The sequence below is a fragment of the Flavobacterium sp. FlaQc-47 genome, from assembly GCF_044006475.1.
GTDB lineage: Bacteria > Bacteroidota > Bacteroidia > Flavobacteriales > Flavobacteriaceae > Flavobacterium.
Genome location: NZ_JBIPCQ010000001.1, coordinates 1,171,964 through 1,189,817, shown reverse-complemented (window position 1 = coordinate 1,189,817; position 17,854 = coordinate 1,171,964). Strand labels below are relative to the sequence as shown.

At 33.3% G+C, this 17,854-nt stretch carries 16 protein-coding genes; 8 read left to right on the top strand and 8 right to left on the bottom strand.

Annotated elements, in window-relative coordinates:
• The first annotated feature begins 419 nt into the window (after positions 1-419).
• On the top strand, positions 420-767 hold the full coding sequence (locus ACHRVX_RS04965; RefSeq protein WP_395329826.1) for a hypothetical protein: 348 nt from the start codon (positions 420-422) through the stop codon (positions 765-767).
• Between the two features lie 109 nt (positions 768-876).
• On the opposite strand, the gene ACHRVX_RS04960 is transcribed toward ACHRVX_RS04965, so the two are convergent.
• The 6 genes from ACHRVX_RS04960 to ACHRVX_RS04935 form a co-directional block, all read right to left on the bottom strand.
• Entirely contained in the window at positions 877-2,442 is a 1,566-nt protein-coding gene (locus ACHRVX_RS04960) for a SusD/RagB family nutrient-binding outer membrane lipoprotein (protein WP_395329824.1), read from the bottom strand.
• A gap of 31 nt (positions 2,443-2,473) precedes the next feature.
• Positions 2,474-5,803, bottom strand: coding sequence for a SusC/RagA family TonB-linked outer membrane protein (locus ACHRVX_RS04955; protein ID WP_395329822.1), 3,330 nt, complete (start codon positions 5,801-5,803; stop codon positions 2,474-2,476).
• A 198-nt stretch (positions 5,804-6,001) separates the two neighbouring features.
• The gene (locus ACHRVX_RS04950; protein ID WP_395329820.1) at positions 6,002-7,015 is read right to left on the bottom strand and encodes a LacI family DNA-binding transcriptional regulator; all 1,014 of its coding nucleotides are present in this window, start codon (positions 7,013-7,015) and stop codon (positions 6,002-6,004) included.
• Positions 7,016-7,383: 368 nt separating this feature from the next.
• Positions 7,384-7,782, bottom strand: a complete 399-nt coding sequence (locus tag ACHRVX_RS04945; RefSeq protein ID WP_395329818.1) for a hypothetical protein — start codon at positions 7,780-7,782, stop codon at positions 7,384-7,386.
• A 531-nt stretch (positions 7,783-8,313) separates the two neighbouring features.
• Entirely contained in the window at positions 8,314-8,766 is a 453-nt protein-coding gene (locus ACHRVX_RS04940) for a hypothetical protein (RefSeq protein WP_395329816.1), read from the bottom strand.
• Positions 8,767-8,968: 202 nt separating this feature from the next.
• Positions 8,969-9,700, bottom strand: coding sequence for a hypothetical protein (locus tag ACHRVX_RS04935; RefSeq protein WP_395329814.1), 732 nt, complete (start codon positions 9,698-9,700; stop codon positions 8,969-8,971).
• Positions 9,701-9,979: 279 nt separating this feature from the next.
• Here ACHRVX_RS04935 and ACHRVX_RS04930 point away from each other — a divergent pair, with 279 nt between their 5' ends.
• On the top strand, positions 9,980-11,299 hold the full coding sequence (locus tag ACHRVX_RS04930) for a hypothetical protein (RefSeq protein WP_395329813.1): 1,320 nt from the start codon (positions 9,980-9,982) through the stop codon (positions 11,297-11,299).
• Positions 11,300-11,402: 103 nt separating this feature from the next.
• On the opposite strand, the gene ACHRVX_RS04925 is transcribed toward ACHRVX_RS04930, so the two are convergent.
• Positions 11,403-11,771, bottom strand: a complete 369-nt coding sequence (locus ACHRVX_RS04925) for a winged helix-turn-helix transcriptional regulator (protein WP_395329811.1) — start codon at positions 11,769-11,771, stop codon at positions 11,403-11,405.
• Between the two features lie 107 nt (positions 11,772-11,878).
• Between ACHRVX_RS04925 and ACHRVX_RS04920 the strand changes: the two genes are divergently transcribed.
• The 6 genes from ACHRVX_RS04920 (at position 11,879) to ACHRVX_RS04895 (ending at position 16,848) form a co-directional block, all read left to right on the top strand.
• Positions 11,879-12,484 carry an FMN-dependent NADH-azoreductase gene (locus tag ACHRVX_RS04920; RefSeq protein ID WP_395329809.1) on the top strand — a complete coding sequence of 202 codons (606 nt, stop codon included), beginning with the start codon at positions 11,879-11,881 and terminating at the stop codon, positions 12,482-12,484.
• A 98-nt stretch (positions 12,485-12,582) separates the two neighbouring features.
• A complete protein-coding gene (locus ACHRVX_RS04915; protein ID WP_395329807.1) occupies positions 12,583-12,765 on the top strand; it encodes a hypothetical protein in 183 nt (60 codons plus the stop codon).
• 253 nt (positions 12,766-13,018) lie between these two features.
• Positions 13,019-14,065 (top strand): serine hydrolase domain-containing protein, encoded by a 1,047-nt coding sequence (locus tag ACHRVX_RS04910; RefSeq protein ID WP_395329805.1) that lies wholly within the window; start codon positions 13,019-13,021, stop codon positions 14,063-14,065.
• A 92-nt stretch (positions 14,066-14,157) separates the two neighbouring features.
• Positions 14,158-14,349, top strand: a complete 192-nt coding sequence (locus ACHRVX_RS04905; RefSeq protein ID WP_395329803.1) for a hypothetical protein — start codon at positions 14,158-14,160, stop codon at positions 14,347-14,349.
• A 148-nt stretch (positions 14,350-14,497) separates the two neighbouring features.
• On the top strand, positions 14,498-15,739 hold the full coding sequence (locus ACHRVX_RS04900) for a DUF763 domain-containing protein (RefSeq protein WP_395329801.1): 1,242 nt from the start codon (positions 14,498-14,500) through the stop codon (positions 15,737-15,739).
• 290 nt (positions 15,740-16,029) lie between these two features.
• Positions 16,030-16,848 (top strand): alpha/beta fold hydrolase, encoded by an 819-nt coding sequence (locus tag ACHRVX_RS04895; protein WP_395329799.1) that lies wholly within the window; start codon positions 16,030-16,032, stop codon positions 16,846-16,848.
• A gap of 84 nt (positions 16,849-16,932) precedes the next feature.
• Here ACHRVX_RS04895 and ACHRVX_RS04890 read toward each other — a convergent pair whose 3' ends face one another.
• Positions 16,933-17,589: a GNAT family N-acetyltransferase gene (locus tag ACHRVX_RS04890; RefSeq protein WP_395329797.1), complete on the bottom strand. Its 657-nt coding sequence runs from the start codon at positions 17,587-17,589 to the stop codon at positions 16,933-16,935.
• Between the last annotated feature and the right edge of the window lie 265 nt (positions 17,590-17,854).

The following is a 17,854-nucleotide window of genomic DNA, read 5'->3' as shown; positions in this document are numbered from 1 at the left end:
AATGTTAATAAACATTTTAGTAAAATTTTAATCAACTAGAAACAAGCATATTAATAATTATCAGCATTTTTTGCTTGTGTAGGAATTTTTGCAAAATGATAGGTTAAAACTTGAAATATTAACATTTTTTAAACTCATTATTAACCAGAGATACTCGCTTATCGCTCCATAAGCGCTGGTAATGTCTTGATTTTTGTCTTCAGAAACGGTATTTAAATAATAAAACTGCGAGAGCTTTCTATTTTTGTTTTCCGAAAATCCTAGAGAAGTATCAGTCTTTTGTAATAGATATTGTATAAGCAGAAGTCATTATTGTATAAATAAAATTCGATTTGCCTTTTTAAATTTGAGAAAATGATTTAAGGTTTAAACTGCACCATCAAGAAGCAGTCGCTATTAAAAACTTAAAAAACTATATTATGAATTTAGATGAATTAGAAAATTACCGTCAGGAAGACCAGAATTTTCAAGATAATAACAACGACAATCAGGGAAATGAAATACAATCACCAGCTGTAGATCATTCGTTTACAAATTATGCAGAACCGGATTATGGAGATGATCTCAACACTGACGAAATCAATACCGAAAATCTCGATAATGAGGATCTTGGTAATGAAGAATTTGATCAGGGGGAATTAGACAGCGAAGGAATTGATGACGAATTTGATACCGAAGATGATACTGACGAATTTGGTAACGAGGATCTTGATGATGAAGGTCTTGACGACTTAGACAGTGAAGAAGATAGTAACAGATCGCTGTAAAATAAAAAACCTTCACTAAGAGTTTTTTTTATCCAAAGTGCAAATAAAACCCCTGACTCAGGAAATATTCCTGATCAGGGGTTTTCTAATTAAAATATAAAAAATGAAATTATTTTACATCCCAGAAAATTTTGGTACTTAAGTTATCTTTATCCTTTACTGTATTGTAATTATCTGTATTGTAAACACTTTCAGAGTTTGGATAAGTCCATCGTGTTGGCGGAGTTTTTCTAATCGTGCTTGTTTCATCTTCCTGAAATATCAAAACGGGAAGTTTCAATCTTCTTTGTTCCGCCCACGCTTCATCAGCCTGCATCACATTGTAATGAATGTACTTTTGAAAAGCAATTAATGCCAATTGATCTGCTGCAGTTACGGCGCCCGCAAAGTTAATTTTAGTAATATAGGCTTCAATTTCTGCAGAAGTTGGTTCTGTAACTGGTTTCCAGGTTAAAACATCGGCTTTATCCCCTAATCTTACATAATATTCAACAGATTGTCTGATTGCTTTTTCAAAATAAGTTTTTGCTGCCGCGCCATTATTATTTCTGGCATAATATTCGGCAATAAGCAGGTTTACTTCGGCAGCATTTATTAAGGTTCCCGGCAGCCATTTGTTTCGGCTGATGACTGATCTGTTGTAAACCGCAATTTTACCATCAACTATTAACTGCTCCTGAACTCCTGAAGTCAATGTGGGATCAAGTCCTGTAAAAACCGTAGCTTTTTCACCTTTTTCAAACAACCATGGCTGGCGCGGATCATTATTAGCATTCATATAATCGATCATTGGCTTTGGAGCAACATTATTATTAGCTCCTTCCATCGCATCTATAAAACCTGCCGTATCTAAATCAGTATCCTGATTATACACTCTAAAGGCTATATTTTCTGAATTTTCATCGACAAGTTTTGCTTCTGTAATGATTTGGGCAATTTCTGTATTGGCTCTTGCCGCTAATGCAGGAAATCCAGAAACTCTGTTTAACAATTTCAAACGCAGGGAATTGCAATAATTTTTCCAACTCTCCAGATTTCCTTTATTGATCAAATCCTGATTTTTAAATTCTAAATCTACTTTTGGACTTAATGCAATAGTATTTAATTCAGCAGAAAAAGTTTTCAATTGATCTAACATCAAAGTATAAAGTTCGATTTGATTGTCATATTTAGGTGATGCACTGGCATAATTCCCGCCTGTTGAACCTATTTTTCCTGCTTCAGAAAAAGGAATGTCACCAAAGTTATCGATCATTTTTGAGGTATGATCGTATAAATAAATGGTTGATGTAATGGTATAAATTCTATTTTCTGTTTGCTCAGCAGGAGATAGAGATGCCATTACTTTTTCTAATTCTCTGTATTGGGTAATAAATTTGTAATATCTTCCCCATCTGTCATTTACGGCAGGTCCGGGAATATAACGCCCTGTTGTGTTGCTAAATCCGTGCGCCTGAGTATAGGTTAATGAAGTCGATCTTATAACGGTATAATAATTCCAATACGACGGAATCACATCCTCAAAGTTAATTTTCATGAATCCGGCAAATTGTTTCGGCACATTTGTCGTTGTTACTTTAGATGGATCTCTGTACGCATCTTCGAAATCATCCTGGGTGCAAGAGCCAAAAAAAGCTGCCACCGCCAATAATGATATATATAATAATTTTTTCATGTTATCGGTTTTTTAAATTATAATTATCAGATTAGAAAGAGGCTCTTATCATTGCTCCAAAACTTCTGGTCGATGGAGTTAATCCGGCATTGTTTACGTTTTGAGACCATCTTGAACCTGATGTAGTTGCTTCTGCATCCATATCCTTAATGGTTCTGTAGATATAAAACAAATTACGTCCAAAAACAGAAAAACTTACCTTTGATGCTCCAATTCTGTCCGCCCATGAAGCCGGCATAGTATAAGCAAGAGATACTTCTCTCATTTTTACATAATCATTCTTTTGAATGTATAATTCATAACGTGAACTGCTGTATTGAGGACCACCCCAGTTGTATGTCATATTATAATAACCTGCCTGAGAAATTACATTGGTATTTGTTGCGCCATCTGCTGTTACACCTTGCATCAACATACCGTCACGGTATAAGGTTTGCCCGCCTGGTCCTGTAGTTGAACTATTAGGTACAACAACTCCCTTGCCTCCATCCATATAGTACGTTAAACCACCACGGTCATTGGTACTGTAATTCAAACTTTCTTCGGTTAATCCTCTTGATGTCATCCAACTAACTCCTGTAGGCATTAAATATCCTCCGTAAGAGTAATCGATATTTACATCTAATGTTAAATTTTTATACGTGAAAGTGTTCATTAAACCTCCCACGCCTTTTGGTGTAGCTGTTCCGTATTTTTCCCATTTATCTCCATCAATCATATAATATCCGTCAGAGTCTACCATTTTATTACCGGCAGCATCTGTTTTAACCGGGTGCGCATAAATTCCTCCCATCGGATCTCCTACTACTGATTTTAATTGTGCCGCAGAACCATCATAGTCAGCGTGTAATAATTCGGTTGAACCGTTCGCTAATTTCACGATTTTATTGATGTTTTTAGCCCAGTTCAAAGTCACATCCCAGGAAAAACTTTCGGTTCTAAAAGGAGAACCTGTCAAAGCAACCTCGAATCCTTTATTACTCAACTCTCCTACGTTAGCTAAAATAGAAGTTGCCCCTGTAGTGGGTGCCAAAGTCAGATTAAGGATCTGATCTTTGATTGTTGCGTTATAATAAGAAAAATCCAAGCCAAGTCTCCTGTCAAAAAATTTAGTTTCAAAACCAAGTTCGTACTCTGTTTTCATCTCTGGTTTGATTCCTTCATTGCCATATTCTGCAGGAGAATTTGTAATCAATACCGGCGTTGTGGTGCCCTGATTTCCTAATGATGTTTGAGTAAAGGCAATATTAGCCGCATAACGGTCCGGATAATTACCAACAATACCCCATGAACCGCGCATTTTTGCATAACTTATAAATTCAGGTAACTGAACTGCATCTGACAATACAAAACTTGAGTTTACAGACGGGTAAGTGAAAGCATTATTATTTGGGTTCATTGTAGAGGTGCGGTCACGTCGTACAGTTCCTTCAACAAATAAATAATTTCTAAAACTTGCATTTAAAGTTCCAAAAACGGCATCTTTTATTACTTCATATTTAGATGACGTACTGGTTGGTATATTTATAGAGGAATTCATATCATACCAGCATTCAACACTTAAACCTCCATTAGTCGAACGACCTAAAAATTTACCTGTTTCATCTGATCCTGAATAACCAAGAACAGCATTTACGTTAAAATCTTCGTTGATTTTTTTGTTATAAGTCAGTAATAAGTCACCATAAAGAATATTATAATCCTGGGAATCCAATAAATAAGAACCGGATTTGTCTCCTCCAAATTGATATATCAATGGTACTTCTACCGGATTTCTTGATTCTATGTTTACCGAAGTTAAATCTGTAGAAACACGACCGCGAAGTGTAAAATCTTTGCTTATAGTAAATGTTTCGGTTACGCTGGCAATCAAACGATTTGTAATCTCATCTTGTTGTTTTGCATTTATATTCCAGAAATAATCACCAATATCTGCCTTGAAACCATTACGTATAATGTTTTCATCAGGAGTTAAACTTTGATTTGTTCCGGTAACATATTTGTAGCCTAAACTGGTTTTATATTTTGCTTTGTACCAGTCACCATTATCAAACGGACTAAGCATTCCGGTAAAGTTGTTAATCAGTCGATCCATTCCAAAAGTACGGTTATGAACACTTTGATTCATATAACTCACAATAACATCTGTTTTTAAATTTCTGCCTGTTTTAAACGATGTGTTTAAATTCAGGGTATTTTTTTTGTTATCATTCCCCATACTCAAACCTTCAGATTCAGTGTGTGTGTATGAAAAACGAATACTGCTATTGTCTGTATTATTTGCAATTGCAAAATTTGTTGTTGCATCCCAGGCGTTTTGAAACAAATTTTTATACCCATTTTTTTGTGCCGAATACGGACGTACTACTCCATCCCAGGACATAATAGGCTGTCCGTCGAACCATGGACCGAAATTATTAGAACTTGCTGAAACTCCTCTGGTTTCTGCAATTCCGTCACCATTTGTATCATAGTGAGCAAAACCATCCGGTGCTAAATAACCCGTTGTATAATTGGCATTTGTCCATCCCGGACCTCTTTCATATTGAAATCTTGGCAAATAGGCAATTTGGTTGTTAGAGTAACTTGTACTGAAATCTACGCCTAAACCTTTTTTTCCTTTTCCTGATTTAGAAGTAATCAACACCACTCCGTTTACAGCTTCAGAACCGTATAATGCTGCAGCAGAAGCTCCTTTAAGTATCGAAATATTCTCAATATCTTCCGGATTAATATCTGCAAGGCCATTACTCTTAACGCGCTGCTGGTTCCAGTAATCACTGTTGTTTACTTCTCCATCGCGAATAGGCACACCATCTAAAACAATAAGCGGTTGATTTTTACCCGTAATAGAGTTCAGTCCGCGGATCTGGATATTGATTGCTCCTGCTCCTCCCGGTGTAGACGATATACGTACTCCGGGTGCTTTACCATATAATGAGTTGGCAATTGTAGGCGAAGCTGTTTTTGTTATCGCATCGGCTTTGATGGTACTTGTAGCATAACCAATCGATTTATTCTTTTTAGATTGTCCTAGAGCAGTAACCGTTAATCCGTCGAGTTCATTGGTCGCACTGGATAATTTAACTGTAAGTCCGTCAACAGCTTTTACTTCTGCGGTTTTAAATCCTACAGAGCTTATTATAAGTACAGCGCCTTCATTTACTGAAATTTTAAATGCTCCGTTTTCATCAGTAATTGTCTCTTGTTTTGATCCTTTTTCCTTCACGTTTACTAAAGGAACAGGCATATTTGCATTATCTTTAATTACACCGGAGATTGTTTTGCTTTGCGCATTCACTCCCTGGCAACATATTACTATTAGAAAAACTAACAGTGATTGATATAACAGTTTTTTCATAATTAATACTAAGTTTTATTTGGTTTGATTTGTTTAGTTAATTACCGTTTCCGTAAGAGGAATAAGTAATATAGGGGTCTGTTTTTAATGTCTTTTTTATTTATTCCATAAGCGTTTTTTTATTATTTGTAATTTTTTTTCTGTTTTAGTAAAATACTAAATCGTTTTAGTAAATTGGTTTAAAAAAAGGGAATCGTCTTATACAGACTCTCTAATTATTAGATTTCCTTTTTTCTTTTCTTTAATAATTTCATAGTTGGCACTATCATTCATTTGCTCCATCAATAATCTGACTGTCTTTTTTCCCATCTCATCAATGGGCTGAGACAGAACTGTAATCGAAGGCGAATGAAACTTAAAACTGTCATGATCATCGAAACATATTATCGCCTTATCAGCCGGGATTTTCAGTTTCAATTTTCGAAATGATTGTAAACCTGCCAGCAAAAGATAATTAGCACCAAACAAAATCGCATCAATATCAGGATTACTATACAAAAATTGTGAGATGCGATCTATTCGCTCTTCTTCAGAAATGTAATATTCGAGATCAAGAATTCTTGAAATATCAAATAATCCCTCTTTTTTCAATGCATTACTATATCCCAGTTTCCTTAAATTCATCTGAATCAATTGTGAGGAATTAGTAACAAATGCAATTTTTTTTGATCCCGTTTTTAAAAGATATTGGGTTGCAGTATCAGCCGCTTCAAAATTATCAAGTACCACATGGCTTGCTTCCTGATTTTCAAAATATCTGTCGAGTAACACAACCGGACATTTAAGTGCTAATAATCTGTCGATAGTTGATTTCATATTCTCTGTTGGAGTTATTATAAAACCGTCAACATTTGCCTGTAATAAACTATTTACTAACTCGATAGCACGTTCATCGTTTCCTCCTGTACTGCAATAAAATACCCTGTAATTTAAATCTATAGCTTCTCTTTCAATTACTTTTGCCAAATCAGAAAAGAACTGATTCGAAATATCCTCAACAATAAGCCCAATTGATCTTGTTTTGCCTGTTCGTAAACTACTGGCGATCATATTAGGCTTGAATTTCATTTCGTCACTAACTTTTAAAACCTTCTCAATTACTTTTTTACTGATTCCTTTTTCAATCCCTTTATGATTCAAAACAAAGGATACGGTAGTAACGGAGACATTTGCAGCTTTTGCGATATCTTTGATAGTTATCTTTTTTAGCATAAAATGTTAAGTTTTTATTAAAGATTAGTTAATTTATTAAAACAAATATATTTTAATAAAACGATTTACAAAAACGTTTTAGTAGTTTTTTTAAAAATATTTTTAACGATTTAACATTTTGTGTAAATTATTCTCATACATAATCAAATTAAAGAGTTAAAAGCCTCGTATTTATTACTGTCTTTTTATTTTTGAAAATGTTAAATTCACATTTTATTTAACATTAATATGAACCTCATTAGCATCTTTATAATTAAAAAATTCTGATATTTAAAATGAAATCAACAATCATAGCACAAAAAAAACTCCAGAATCAGATGATTTGGAGTTTTATATTTTATTGTAAAAAGTGATAATATATTCAATAATTATTTAATTTTCTTCTTTGCTTTAATTTTCGTAGTATCAGCCTTTATGTTCTGTGGATCTGATGGACCAGCATAAGCAGCACCGTCTTTTGGACTCGGTCCGGGTCCTGTACCAGTTCCGGTTCCTTTCACTTCTTCTTTTCCCGCCTCTGTTTTTCCTGCATTTATACTTTCGGCTCCGGTATTTGCAGCACCTTTGTCTCCTGTACCTCCAATGTCACTATTACCTGCAGGTCCTGCATTATCTTTGGCAATAGAATCTGCTGCTGTCTGGCTGCTGTCGACTTGATTTTCAGTAGTATTTACTTCATCGCTATATCCGTCCTGTTTTTTACATGAGAATAAAAGGCTCGATAAAAAGAGACCTGATATAATGGTTGTCTTAAATAGTGTTTTCATAATAATAAATTTAGTTTGTCCAGCCATTATTACAATAGCGGCAGTTTTTACAATAGAAGCACTTTGCTTATCAATATTTATTCTTTCAAAAATAAAACACTGACTAACAAACCACTTACATAATTAATATCTTATTTACAGGAATCAAATTAATGGTGTAAAAACTAAGTATTCAACAGAAATAGTAGTATAACTGATTTTCTTTACCTTTATATAGAGGTGATTTTTACCACAAAGCCGCGTAAAGTTTTTTATCGTAGAGTTTTGTTGACAAACACAAAGTTCACAAAGTTTTGTTGACCTGGCTTTTTAAACTTTGTGTTTATATCCATCCTCTTTTGTAAAAAAACTTTGAGAACTCTGCGGTAATTTTTCTCTCTTCATAGGTTTTGGGATTGATCCATTAAAATTTCAATCCATTTATAAAATCAAAAACTTAGAATTTTACACATAAAAAAAAACCTTCAAAATCAGATGACTTTGAAGGTTCTGTAGTATATAAGTTCGTATGAACTTAAATATTTTTAAATATTACATTTCGTTCAATTCGTTGAATTCGTGTAAAGATTTTAATGTGTTTTCGTAGAATAAGATTGCTGCAATAAGATTTCCTTTATCAGAATATGGCATCATCTTTCTTTGAAACTCTACTGTAGTATCTAAGAAAGTTGTAGTACCTAATGCCTGCGCATCTAATACTTTTTTGTGCTCACTATCGTCCGGAATACCTAAATCTGCCATAGTAACACCTGGTTTAGTAACCAAAGCGATATAAGGAAGTGTTTTTACTAAAACTTTAATACGCTCAATGTATAATTCCAGTAATTCTCCTTTTTGCATACCACTCAATTCTTTTTGATCATGGTATTTACGAATTAAAGCTGTTGTACTGATAATACTTCTTGGAGCATTTTTTGCCTGTGCTGAAATAGCACCAGTTGTCAAGAAAAAAAGGATACTTAGTATGATAATTTTGCTCTTCATTTTTTAGTGTGTAATTGGTTGTTGATTTGAAACAAAAATATATAAATTAACTTAAATTGCAAGTTTATTGATTTCTTTTTTTTTATTTTTTTTAACATTTCTTATTTTATCAATCATGCAGGCTGTTTCGCGTTATTGCTTAATAAGAAATTTTGCAGAAATTTTTCTCAAACCTATACAATTTGATATTTGAAAAACTAATTTACAAATCGGTTTTAGTGCTTTCCGGCAAATTATTACCTGTAACAAATGCTGTGTTTTTGACAGGCTGAGAAATAGTATAACTGCTTTTTACATCATCGTCTGACTTGATAATTCTAAACCGACCCGGATATTTGATCCAAATACTCTTTTTGTTGCCGTAATAGTCCATAAAATCTTCACAAACAAAAACCGCATGGGCAGTTGACCACGCCACAACTCCACAAAATTCACTTCCGGACTGTCGTTTTAGCTTTTGTATTTGTTTTCCTATTTTAAATCCTAAATATTTATAGATTGTTGGCGTATATACTTCCCCACTTTCCAGATCTTCCAGAGCTCTGTCAAAAGTAGCCTCATTGTCAACAATTTGCTTGTATTTTGCCATAACTGCATACGTCAATACCGCATAATCTGTAATTACTTCACTTTCAGGATTGTCTTTGATAAATATAAAACCAGCAGATTCTTTTGCTTTATTTATTTCGTTTGCATTTAAGTTAAAGGATGCATTATTTTTAAGGGTAATTTTTTGGGAACCGTCATTTATTTTTTCAGTTACAAAAAGATTATCTAATCCATAAACATTTAAGGCAGCTTTAATAAAAGCGATTGATGAACAATTGGTGCGCTCTCCTTGCTTAAAGCTTTCAAATATTTTATCAGAACTCAATTGTGAGTACGAATTAGAATAAAACATTAAAAATACAAATAGTGAAGTAACAAATTTCATTGTCTTGGATTTTTACAATTGTTTCCCAACTGTTTTTTCGGGAATATTATAGATTTACAAATCTATAAAAATCAACTGATAGTTTTTTTTTTTACCTCTTAACTTTTATAAAAAATTACAAATACATCTAAAAATCAGCATATTAAAAGAATTATAATTTAAATAGTGCCTATTATTTTTAAAATTCCATCAGATATATCTTGTTAGAAAAATAAAATCACATAAATTGTGCTTGCCTAAATGGACTAATTATTAACTTAAAACTATAATAAATTCTTCATGAAAAATTTACAACAAGCATCAGAAAGATGGAAAAAAGAAGGAACCGAATACAAAACAGCCATTAATGAATGGCTGGATATTATATACATCCAAAAAGAAAACCCTACAACCGAATGCCCTGAAGAACCTCGAAAAGATATGGGCGAATATGTTTTGGAGCAACTTATAGAACATAATAAAAATGGCAAACACAAAGAATTTCGTGAGTTGTTTCCGCCTGATAATGATCCTCTTTCTGACCTGCTGGATAAACCAGAGTGGTATCAGGTTCGAAAAGTAGCAATGCTGGAAGACAATCGTATTGTAGCTAAAATGGGAGATTATTATCAATGGCAGGGCGTTTATATAATTCAGGATGAAAAATTCACATTAATAGAGGATCTGGTAGGATTTGGTTTTAGTCATGACAAAAAATATTTTGCAAAAGTTTACGACACAAAAATAGACCTGCACGAAGGCTGGGATGGCGCCATAACAGCGACATTTGAACTGCCTGATAATGCCACTATTGAAGAACTTGAATATGATAGTATAGAAGTTTTTACAACGGGCAATCAAGTTGTTTTGATTACTCACAGAGGGATTTTTGTTATCAATGAAAATGGTTTTGAATTAATACATCGAGGTCTTACAAGTGAAATAGAAGACGAAGATGATGAAGATGACGAAGAGGAATCTAAATATCAATTTCTTGATTATCCACATGCGGCACTTTCACCGGATGACAAATATATTGTTGTTGGGTCACAAAGTTCATCTCATATTATATTAATAGAGGAAAATCAAAAATGGGTAGAAACGGCGAATATCGAACAAAGATCTTCCTATCCTCATATAGCTTGTTTTAATTATAAATTTGATCCGCCTTTGCTTGCATTGAGTTCCTGCCACTTTTCCCGCAGCGGAACTTTAGGTGTTTATGTCAACCAAATCGAAGGTTTGAAAGCTTCAGGTTATGATATGGACAGCGATGCACTTTTTGTTGTTGACGACAGAAGATGGATCTTTAGTATGTATCCGTCAGCGAGCGGGTTTTATATGGGATCAAATGATGGTTATTTATGGTTAAAAGTGAGCGATGAAAAATCATATTATACACATATTGGCGGTACAATTATGTCTATAGATGTCGCACCAGACAGACAACATATTGTGTTGGGAACAGTCGCAGGACAAGTGATAGTATTGCGCTGGCAAGCTACAGATCCGGTTGAAGGAAAAAACATTCGTATTGATCCTTACCTTATTACAAACTTACCGGTAATCGACGAAAAGCGTTATCTTTTTATGAGTGGTAATGATCCGTTGATTTGGTAGGTAGCACATTTTAAGGAATAATAAAAACCTCAATTCATATCTAATCAAGTAATTTATTTACTTTTTTAAGATTAAGATTGAGGTTTTTTAGTATCTATAGTTTTCAACTGAATGCTATTATTCTGTCTTTATGTTTTCTTCCCCAATTCCCTAAAACGGAAACTAAATTTTTAAGAGTTTCCGCATATTCCGTAGGATGGTATTCTGTAATCACTGGAAAATTTTCAATATGAACCACTCTTTTAACCAACCCGTTTAATTCTAACGATTTCAATTCGCTTGAAAGTACCCTGGCAGAAATACCCGTTACCGTTCGTTGCAATTCATTAAATCGCGTATGCCCACTTGCTAATGCAATGATAATTCGTAACTTCCATTTACCGCCCAATACATACAAAGCATCTTCAACTGCAGCTAAATTTTTAGCGCATTCTGTTTCGGAATACATTACTTCCTTTTTACCCTCATTCATAATTAAAGTTGTTATAACTAACCTGAATATTAGCACTAACCTTTTGTTTACTACTAACTTTTTATTAGCGAATTTAGATAATTTTGTCTTATAAAATAAGTATTCAAATGAAAAAAATATTGCACATCAGCTCAAGTCCGAAAACAGAAAATTCATCGAGTAGAAAATTAGGTCAGGAAATTATTAAAAAAATAATCGCAAAATATCCGGAGAACAGCATTACAGAATATGACCTTACAAAAAAGCAATTTCCCCATTTAAGCGAGTTTCAAATTAGTTCCTTTTTTTTAAGTCCCCAAGAGCGTTCATCAACAAATAATGTTGCTGTAAAACAATCAGATGAAGCCATTGCAGATTTACAGGATGCTGATATAATAGTAATAGAAGCACCAATGTATAATTTTACCATTACATCATCCTTAAAGGCGTATTTTGATACTATTGCAAGATCCGGTCTTACTTTTAAATATACTGGCAGTGGTTTTTTACCTGAAGGCTTACTGAAAAATAAAAAAGCGTATATCGCTACTGCTTCCGGTGGAATATACTCTCAAGGAGAATTAAAGCAATATGATTTCGCAACATCGTATACAAGATTCTTTCTTGAACTTATTGGTATTATGGTAGTGGCAATTTTTAGATCAGAAGGACAAGCAATAATTGGGCAGGAAAAAGCATTACAAAATGGAATTGAAAGCATAAAAATAGAATAATCGATAAATTTAAAATCAAAGGGATTTAAATCGCATAATAATTTTACTTTTTACTAAATGGTAAATCATAAAAAATAGTTTTTTAGTAACTTTCTGCCATGAAAAAATTGATTGATTATATCTTGCAGTTTGGGACTTTAAACCAGCAACAAATAGATTTCATTAAAAATAAAGCAATAGAAATAACACTTGAAAAAGACGGTTATTTTTCGGAAGCAGGAAAAATTCCAGTCTGCGTAGGCTTTATTTTAGAAGCCACAACCATTTTAATAAAATGCTAAATTAACTTTTTAGCTTTTTTTTGTTTTTTTAGTAAATATATGATCTGAAATCAATGTTTCTTATTCAAAATTTACTGATTCCTACACCATGTTTTAGTGCGTTTTAGATAAATTTCCTGAAAAAATAATTTTATCAAGTAAAATTCCCAAAGTAATTTCAGTAAATTTTTTCCTATATTAGCTAAGTAGAGAGGACCTTTTTTATGGCGCTATTTATTAAAAACTGAATCAATTGAAAACGTACAAGAACAAAATGAAATTAAAATTATTAACCATTATATTACTTATGTCAGGGAATTTATTTTCACAAGAAATCGACAAAGAAAAAATAGACCAATACATCACTTACATCGAAAACAATAATGGAGGAATTGGAAGCTTGTCAATTTATAAAGATGGAAATGAAGTTTACAACAGAAGTTTTGGACAGGGTAAATTGATAAATGTAAATTATAATAAAGACACTAAATATCAGATTGCTTCGGTTACAAAGATGATTACAGCAACTTTAATTTTTAAGTTAATCGAAGCCGGTAAATTAAAATTAGATACTAAATTATCTGATTTTTTTTCGGATATACCAAATTCAAAAAAGATAACAATCAAAAATTTACTGGGACATACAAGCGGTTTAGGAAATTTTGCCATACGAGATGGCGTTATTTGGGTTACCGAAAAAGCAAGTGATAAAGAAATTTATGACGAAATAAAAAAACAAGGCGTAACTTTTGAACCCGATGAAAAGGTTGTCTATTCAAACTCAGCCTATATATTACTGAGAATGATTCTTGAAAAAAAATATAAAAAAGACTATAATAAAATAGTCATTCAGGAAATAATCAAACCCCTTCATCTCAAGAATTTTGCTTCGATAAAATCAAATCCTGTCAATACATTTAAATCCTATAAATTCACAGGAACCTGGAACGAAATAAAAGAAATTGAATACACAAATGTAATAGGTGTTGGAGATATTGCCAGTACTACAAAAGATATGAATATTGTAATCAATAATTTGTTTCAGGAAAATTTAGTAAACAACAAGAGTTTAGAAGTAATGAAACCTGTGGGAAAAGATGAATGGGGACACGGATTAGCTTTATTTCCATTTGGTGAAAAAATATTTTTTGGACACAGCGGCGATGTCCTCGGTTCACATTCTGTCCTTATGTATAGTCCTAAAGATCATATATCAATTGCCTATTGTACTAATGGCGAAAGAATTCCTACCAATACTTTTATAGAGGATTTGATAAGTAATATTTACAACAAAGAACTAAAACTGCCGGAAATAAAATAATACAGTTTGTATTTTATAACTTTTAAAAAATATTATATAAGCATGGAGTTCAGCATTCTAAGTAACTTTATTAAAAATTAAAACTTAGTATTATGAAAACAAATAATCCAACTCCGAACAACAATTCAAAAAGCGGTTCTGATCGAAGCGATACGAGAAAACATCAATATAGAGATCATGATGAAGTTTTAACAAACGATGAAAACTATGATGTTGATACTCACAAATTCAAAGGTGAACAGCCTGATTTTGATGATAAGCTGACTAATGAAAAAGAAAAGTAAAATTTCTACACCATCTCAAATTTATTTTGAGACTTAAATGCGCGAATTCTTTGACTTCGCGCATTTTTGTATCAGTAAGGTTTCTTAAAATCTGTACGATACAATTAAGCGTATTTTTATTTAATTTTGTAAAATACAAATCTCTCACATGAAACGTTCCGGTACAGCAGATCTTCCCCTACATTATGGACACGTTCCTTTATGGCTTTCTGAGCGCATGGCTAAACTTGGCTTTGCCATTGTAGAAACCATTGCTATGGAATTCTCTACTTCTGAGGTAATAAGCAAACTGAGCAATCCGTTTTGGTTTCAGAGTTTTGGAGCTGTAATGGGAATGGACTGGCATTCATCAGGAATCACTACTTCGGTTCTTGGAGCCTTGAAAAAATCGGTCAATCCGCATTCAAAAGAACTGGGAATATACATTTGCGGAGGAAAAGGCAAAAATTCACTCCTAACGCCACAAGAACTTTTATATGTTGGCGAAAAAACGGGACTTGACGGTAATAATCTTGCAAATTGCAGCCGACTCACCGCCAAAGTTGATAACACGGCTATTCAGGACGGATTTCAATTGTATCAGCATAATTTTATTGTTGATAACAAAGGACAATGGGCTGTAATTCAGCAGGGAATGAATCCTAACTCGCAAACTGCACGCAGATATCACTGGCATTCTCCGGATTTAAAGTCTTTTATAAATGAGCCGCACACCTTTATATATGGCGAAAATCAAGGCACTATATTAAATCTTACCGCTCAGGCTGCGACAAAATCCAGAGAGGGAATTTTAGAATTATCAAAAGAATCCCCAACAAAAATCATGAAGGAAATGCAATATCTTTCCATGCCCGCACATCATGATGTGAGAATGGAAGATGTAAATATGAAAAGGCTTGGCGCAATGCTTTGGGCAACTCATGAAAATAAACCGGAAGATTTTGAGGAACTATTACTTTTAAAAGGAATGGGACCAAGAGCTTTGCAATCATTAGCATTGGTCAGCGAAATAATTTACGGCACTCCTACCCGATTTGAAGATCCTGCACGTTTTTCATTTGCTCATGGCGGAAAAGACGGACATCCATTTCCGGTGCCCGTAAATATCTACGATGAAACAATTGATACTTTGCAAAGGGCAATTAATCGCGCCAAAATTGGTAATAGTGATAAAATAGATGCTATCCATAAATTATCTGAAATCTCCCGAAAAGCCGAAGAAAGCTTTACGCCCAATACCAACTTTGATGCACTGGTTCAAAGAGAACGTGATGAATCATATAAATATGGTGGAAGAACTATTTTTGGAGATGCTAAACCTCCTAAAGCTAAACCTTCAATTCCGAAAATTAAACCCATCAATCCAAATAATCAGCTTGAATTATTTTAATGCTTTAAATGTTTTATTGATATTAAAGTTTTTACTAGAAACACAAAGTATTGATTTTCATTATTTTATTGATTTAATTGTAAAATAAATGCCCTAAAAAATAAAGTAATCACATATAAAATTTGATCTGAATTTTCACTTCTTAATCTAGGTTAACCGACAGACATTCTCTTGTTCTGTAAATTTGTAAAAGAAATTCGCAGACATCAGGAACATTAAAAATCACTATTTAATGACCGATGAATTTAGAAAATTTCTGATATAAATAATTAATCTAAAACCAAAATAAGATGAGCACATTTACAGTAAAAGACGGAACAGAAATTTATTACAAAGACTGGGGAACAGGAACACCAATTGTTTTTCACCACGGATGGCCTTTATCAAGTGATGATTGGGATGCACAAATGATGTTTTTCCTAAAACAAGGTTACAGAGTTATTGCACATGACAGACGCGGACACGGACGTTCAGGTCAAAGTGCGGAAGGAAACAACATGGAAACTTACGCCGCTGATGTTGCTGAATTGACTGAAGCGCTTGATTTGAAAAATGCAATTCATATTGGTCACTCAACCGGAGGTGGCGAAGTTATACGATACGCAGCAAAATACGGAAAAGACAGAGTTGCCAAAGCTATTATAATTAGTGCAGTAACACCTATTATGATTAAAAATGAATCAAATCCTGAAGGTGTTCCATTATCTGTTTTTGATGAAATCAGAGAAGGTACAGGATTCAACAGAGCGCAATATTTTTATGATTTTCCAATAGCATTTTACGGTTGGAACCGCGAAGGAAAAACCATTCAGGAAGGAATCAAACACAATTGGTGGCGTCAGGGAATGATGGGTTCTGTTTTAGCACATTATGAAGGAATAAAAGCTTTCTCAGAATCTGATTTTACCGAAGATTTAAAAAGTTTAGACATTCCGGTTCTGGTACTACACGGAGAAGATGATCAGATTGTACCGTATAATCAAGCACCAAGAGCTGCTAAATTATTGAAAAACGGAAAATTAATTTCATATCCCGGATTTCCTCACGGTATGCCAACTACAGAAGCGGAAACAATTAATAAAGATATTTTAGAGTTTATCAAACAATAATTTGACAAACCTGAAATTCAGTAAACAGGAAACCTCCAAAGTCTTATGATTTTGGAGGTTTTATTTTTAGAACAAATTTTATTTCTAAATTTTGATATTAGGCTTTGGAGAATACAACATCGCAGTACACAGACAGTTTTTCCTTTCTTTAGTCATTAAAATAGGACAATTGACACACGATTTACAACTTTCCCAAAAAATATCGTCCCTTGTCAACTCAGAATAAGTTACAGGTTCAAAACCAAGTTCATGATTCATTTTCATTACTGCAAGTCCCGTGGTAAGGCTAAAGATGCTGGCTTCAGGATATTTTTGCCTGCTTAATTCAAATGTTTTTCTTTTAATCAATTTTGCAAGACCTGTATGTCTGAATTCAGGTGCAACTATTAATCCGGAATTAGAAACGTATTTACCATTTTCCCAGGAAGATATAAAAGAGAAACCTGCCCATTTTCCATCAGAAGCAAAAGCAATAATTGCTTCACCATTTTTCATTTTATCTTCCAGCGATTCAGCAGACCGTCCGGAAATTCCTGTTCCGCGAGCTAAAGCAGATGATAATGTGACGTCACAAATTTCATTTATCCAAAATATATGATCTGAGGTAGCGACCTGAACCGTAAAATCCTGCAGATTATCTGCTATTGTGTTATTTTGTATTAAGGTTGATTTTTCTTGTAATGGTAAAGAGCATAAAAAATCTTTGCCTAAATAATCTGTCGTATGTTGTTGGGTTTTCATATGATTCAGCGTATTTCCTTTTTTATAAATACAAAACATCGATATTCAAATTATATACCAATGCGTTAATACATTTTAACCATTCCTTTAATACGTTATTTATGAACACATTAAAACAAAAAATATATTTATTACCAAGTCTATTTTCCTATCAAAATGATACGATATTATCATTTTGATATTGAAATTTGATGCTATGTTTATTAAAACAAATCAAGTCTGCATCAATCCCTAAATTGAATTTAAAATAAAAAACAGAATCGTT

Coding starts and splice junctions, on each gene's coding strand:
- ACHRVX_RS04930 (WP_395329813.1), top strand. CDS start 9,980: ATGAAAAATTTACAACAAGCATCAGAAAGATGGAAAAAAGAAGGAACC.
- ACHRVX_RS04950 (WP_395329820.1), bottom strand. CDS start 7,015: ATGCTAAAAAAGATAACTATCAAAGATATCGCAAAAGCTGCAAATGTC.
- ACHRVX_RS04920 (WP_395329809.1), top strand. CDS start 11,879: ATGAAAAAAATATTGCACATCAGCTCAAGTCCGAAAACAGAAAATTCA.
- ACHRVX_RS04915 (WP_395329807.1), top strand. CDS start 12,583: ATGAAAAAATTGATTGATTATATCTTGCAGTTTGGGACTTTAAACCAG.
- ACHRVX_RS04940 (WP_395329816.1), bottom strand. CDS start 8,766: ATGAAGAGCAAAATTATCATACTAAGTATCCTTTTTTTCTTGACAACT.
- ACHRVX_RS04935 (WP_395329814.1), bottom strand. CDS start 9,700: ATGAAATTTGTTACTTCACTATTTGTATTTTTAATGTTTTATTCTAAT.
- ACHRVX_RS04955 (WP_395329822.1), bottom strand. CDS start 5,803: ATGAAAAAACTGTTATATCAATCACTGTTAGTTTTTCTAATAGTAATA.
- ACHRVX_RS04895 (WP_395329799.1), top strand. CDS start 16,030: ATGAGCACATTTACAGTAAAAGACGGAACAGAAATTTATTACAAAGAC.
- ACHRVX_RS04905 (WP_395329803.1), top strand. CDS start 14,158: ATGAAAACAAATAATCCAACTCCGAACAACAATTCAAAAAGCGGTTCT.
- ACHRVX_RS04890 (WP_395329797.1), bottom strand. CDS start 17,589: ATGAAAACCCAACAACATACGACAGATTATTTAGGCAAAGATTTTTTA.
- ACHRVX_RS04965 (WP_395329826.1), top strand. CDS start 420: ATGAATTTAGATGAATTAGAAAATTACCGTCAGGAAGACCAGAATTTT.
- ACHRVX_RS04960 (WP_395329824.1), bottom strand. CDS start 2,442: ATGAAAAAATTATTATATATATCATTATTGGCGGTGGCAGCTTTTTTT.
- ACHRVX_RS04945 (WP_395329818.1), bottom strand. CDS start 7,782: ATGAAAACACTATTTAAGACAACCATTATATCAGGTCTCTTTTTATCG.
- ACHRVX_RS04900 (WP_395329801.1), top strand. CDS start 14,498: ATGAAACGTTCCGGTACAGCAGATCTTCCCCTACATTATGGACACGTT.
- ACHRVX_RS04910 (WP_395329805.1), top strand. CDS start 13,019: ATGAAATTAAAATTATTAACCATTATATTACTTATGTCAGGGAATTTA.
- ACHRVX_RS04925 (WP_395329811.1), bottom strand. CDS start 11,771: ATGAATGAGGGTAAAAAGGAAGTAATGTATTCCGAAACAGAATGCGCT.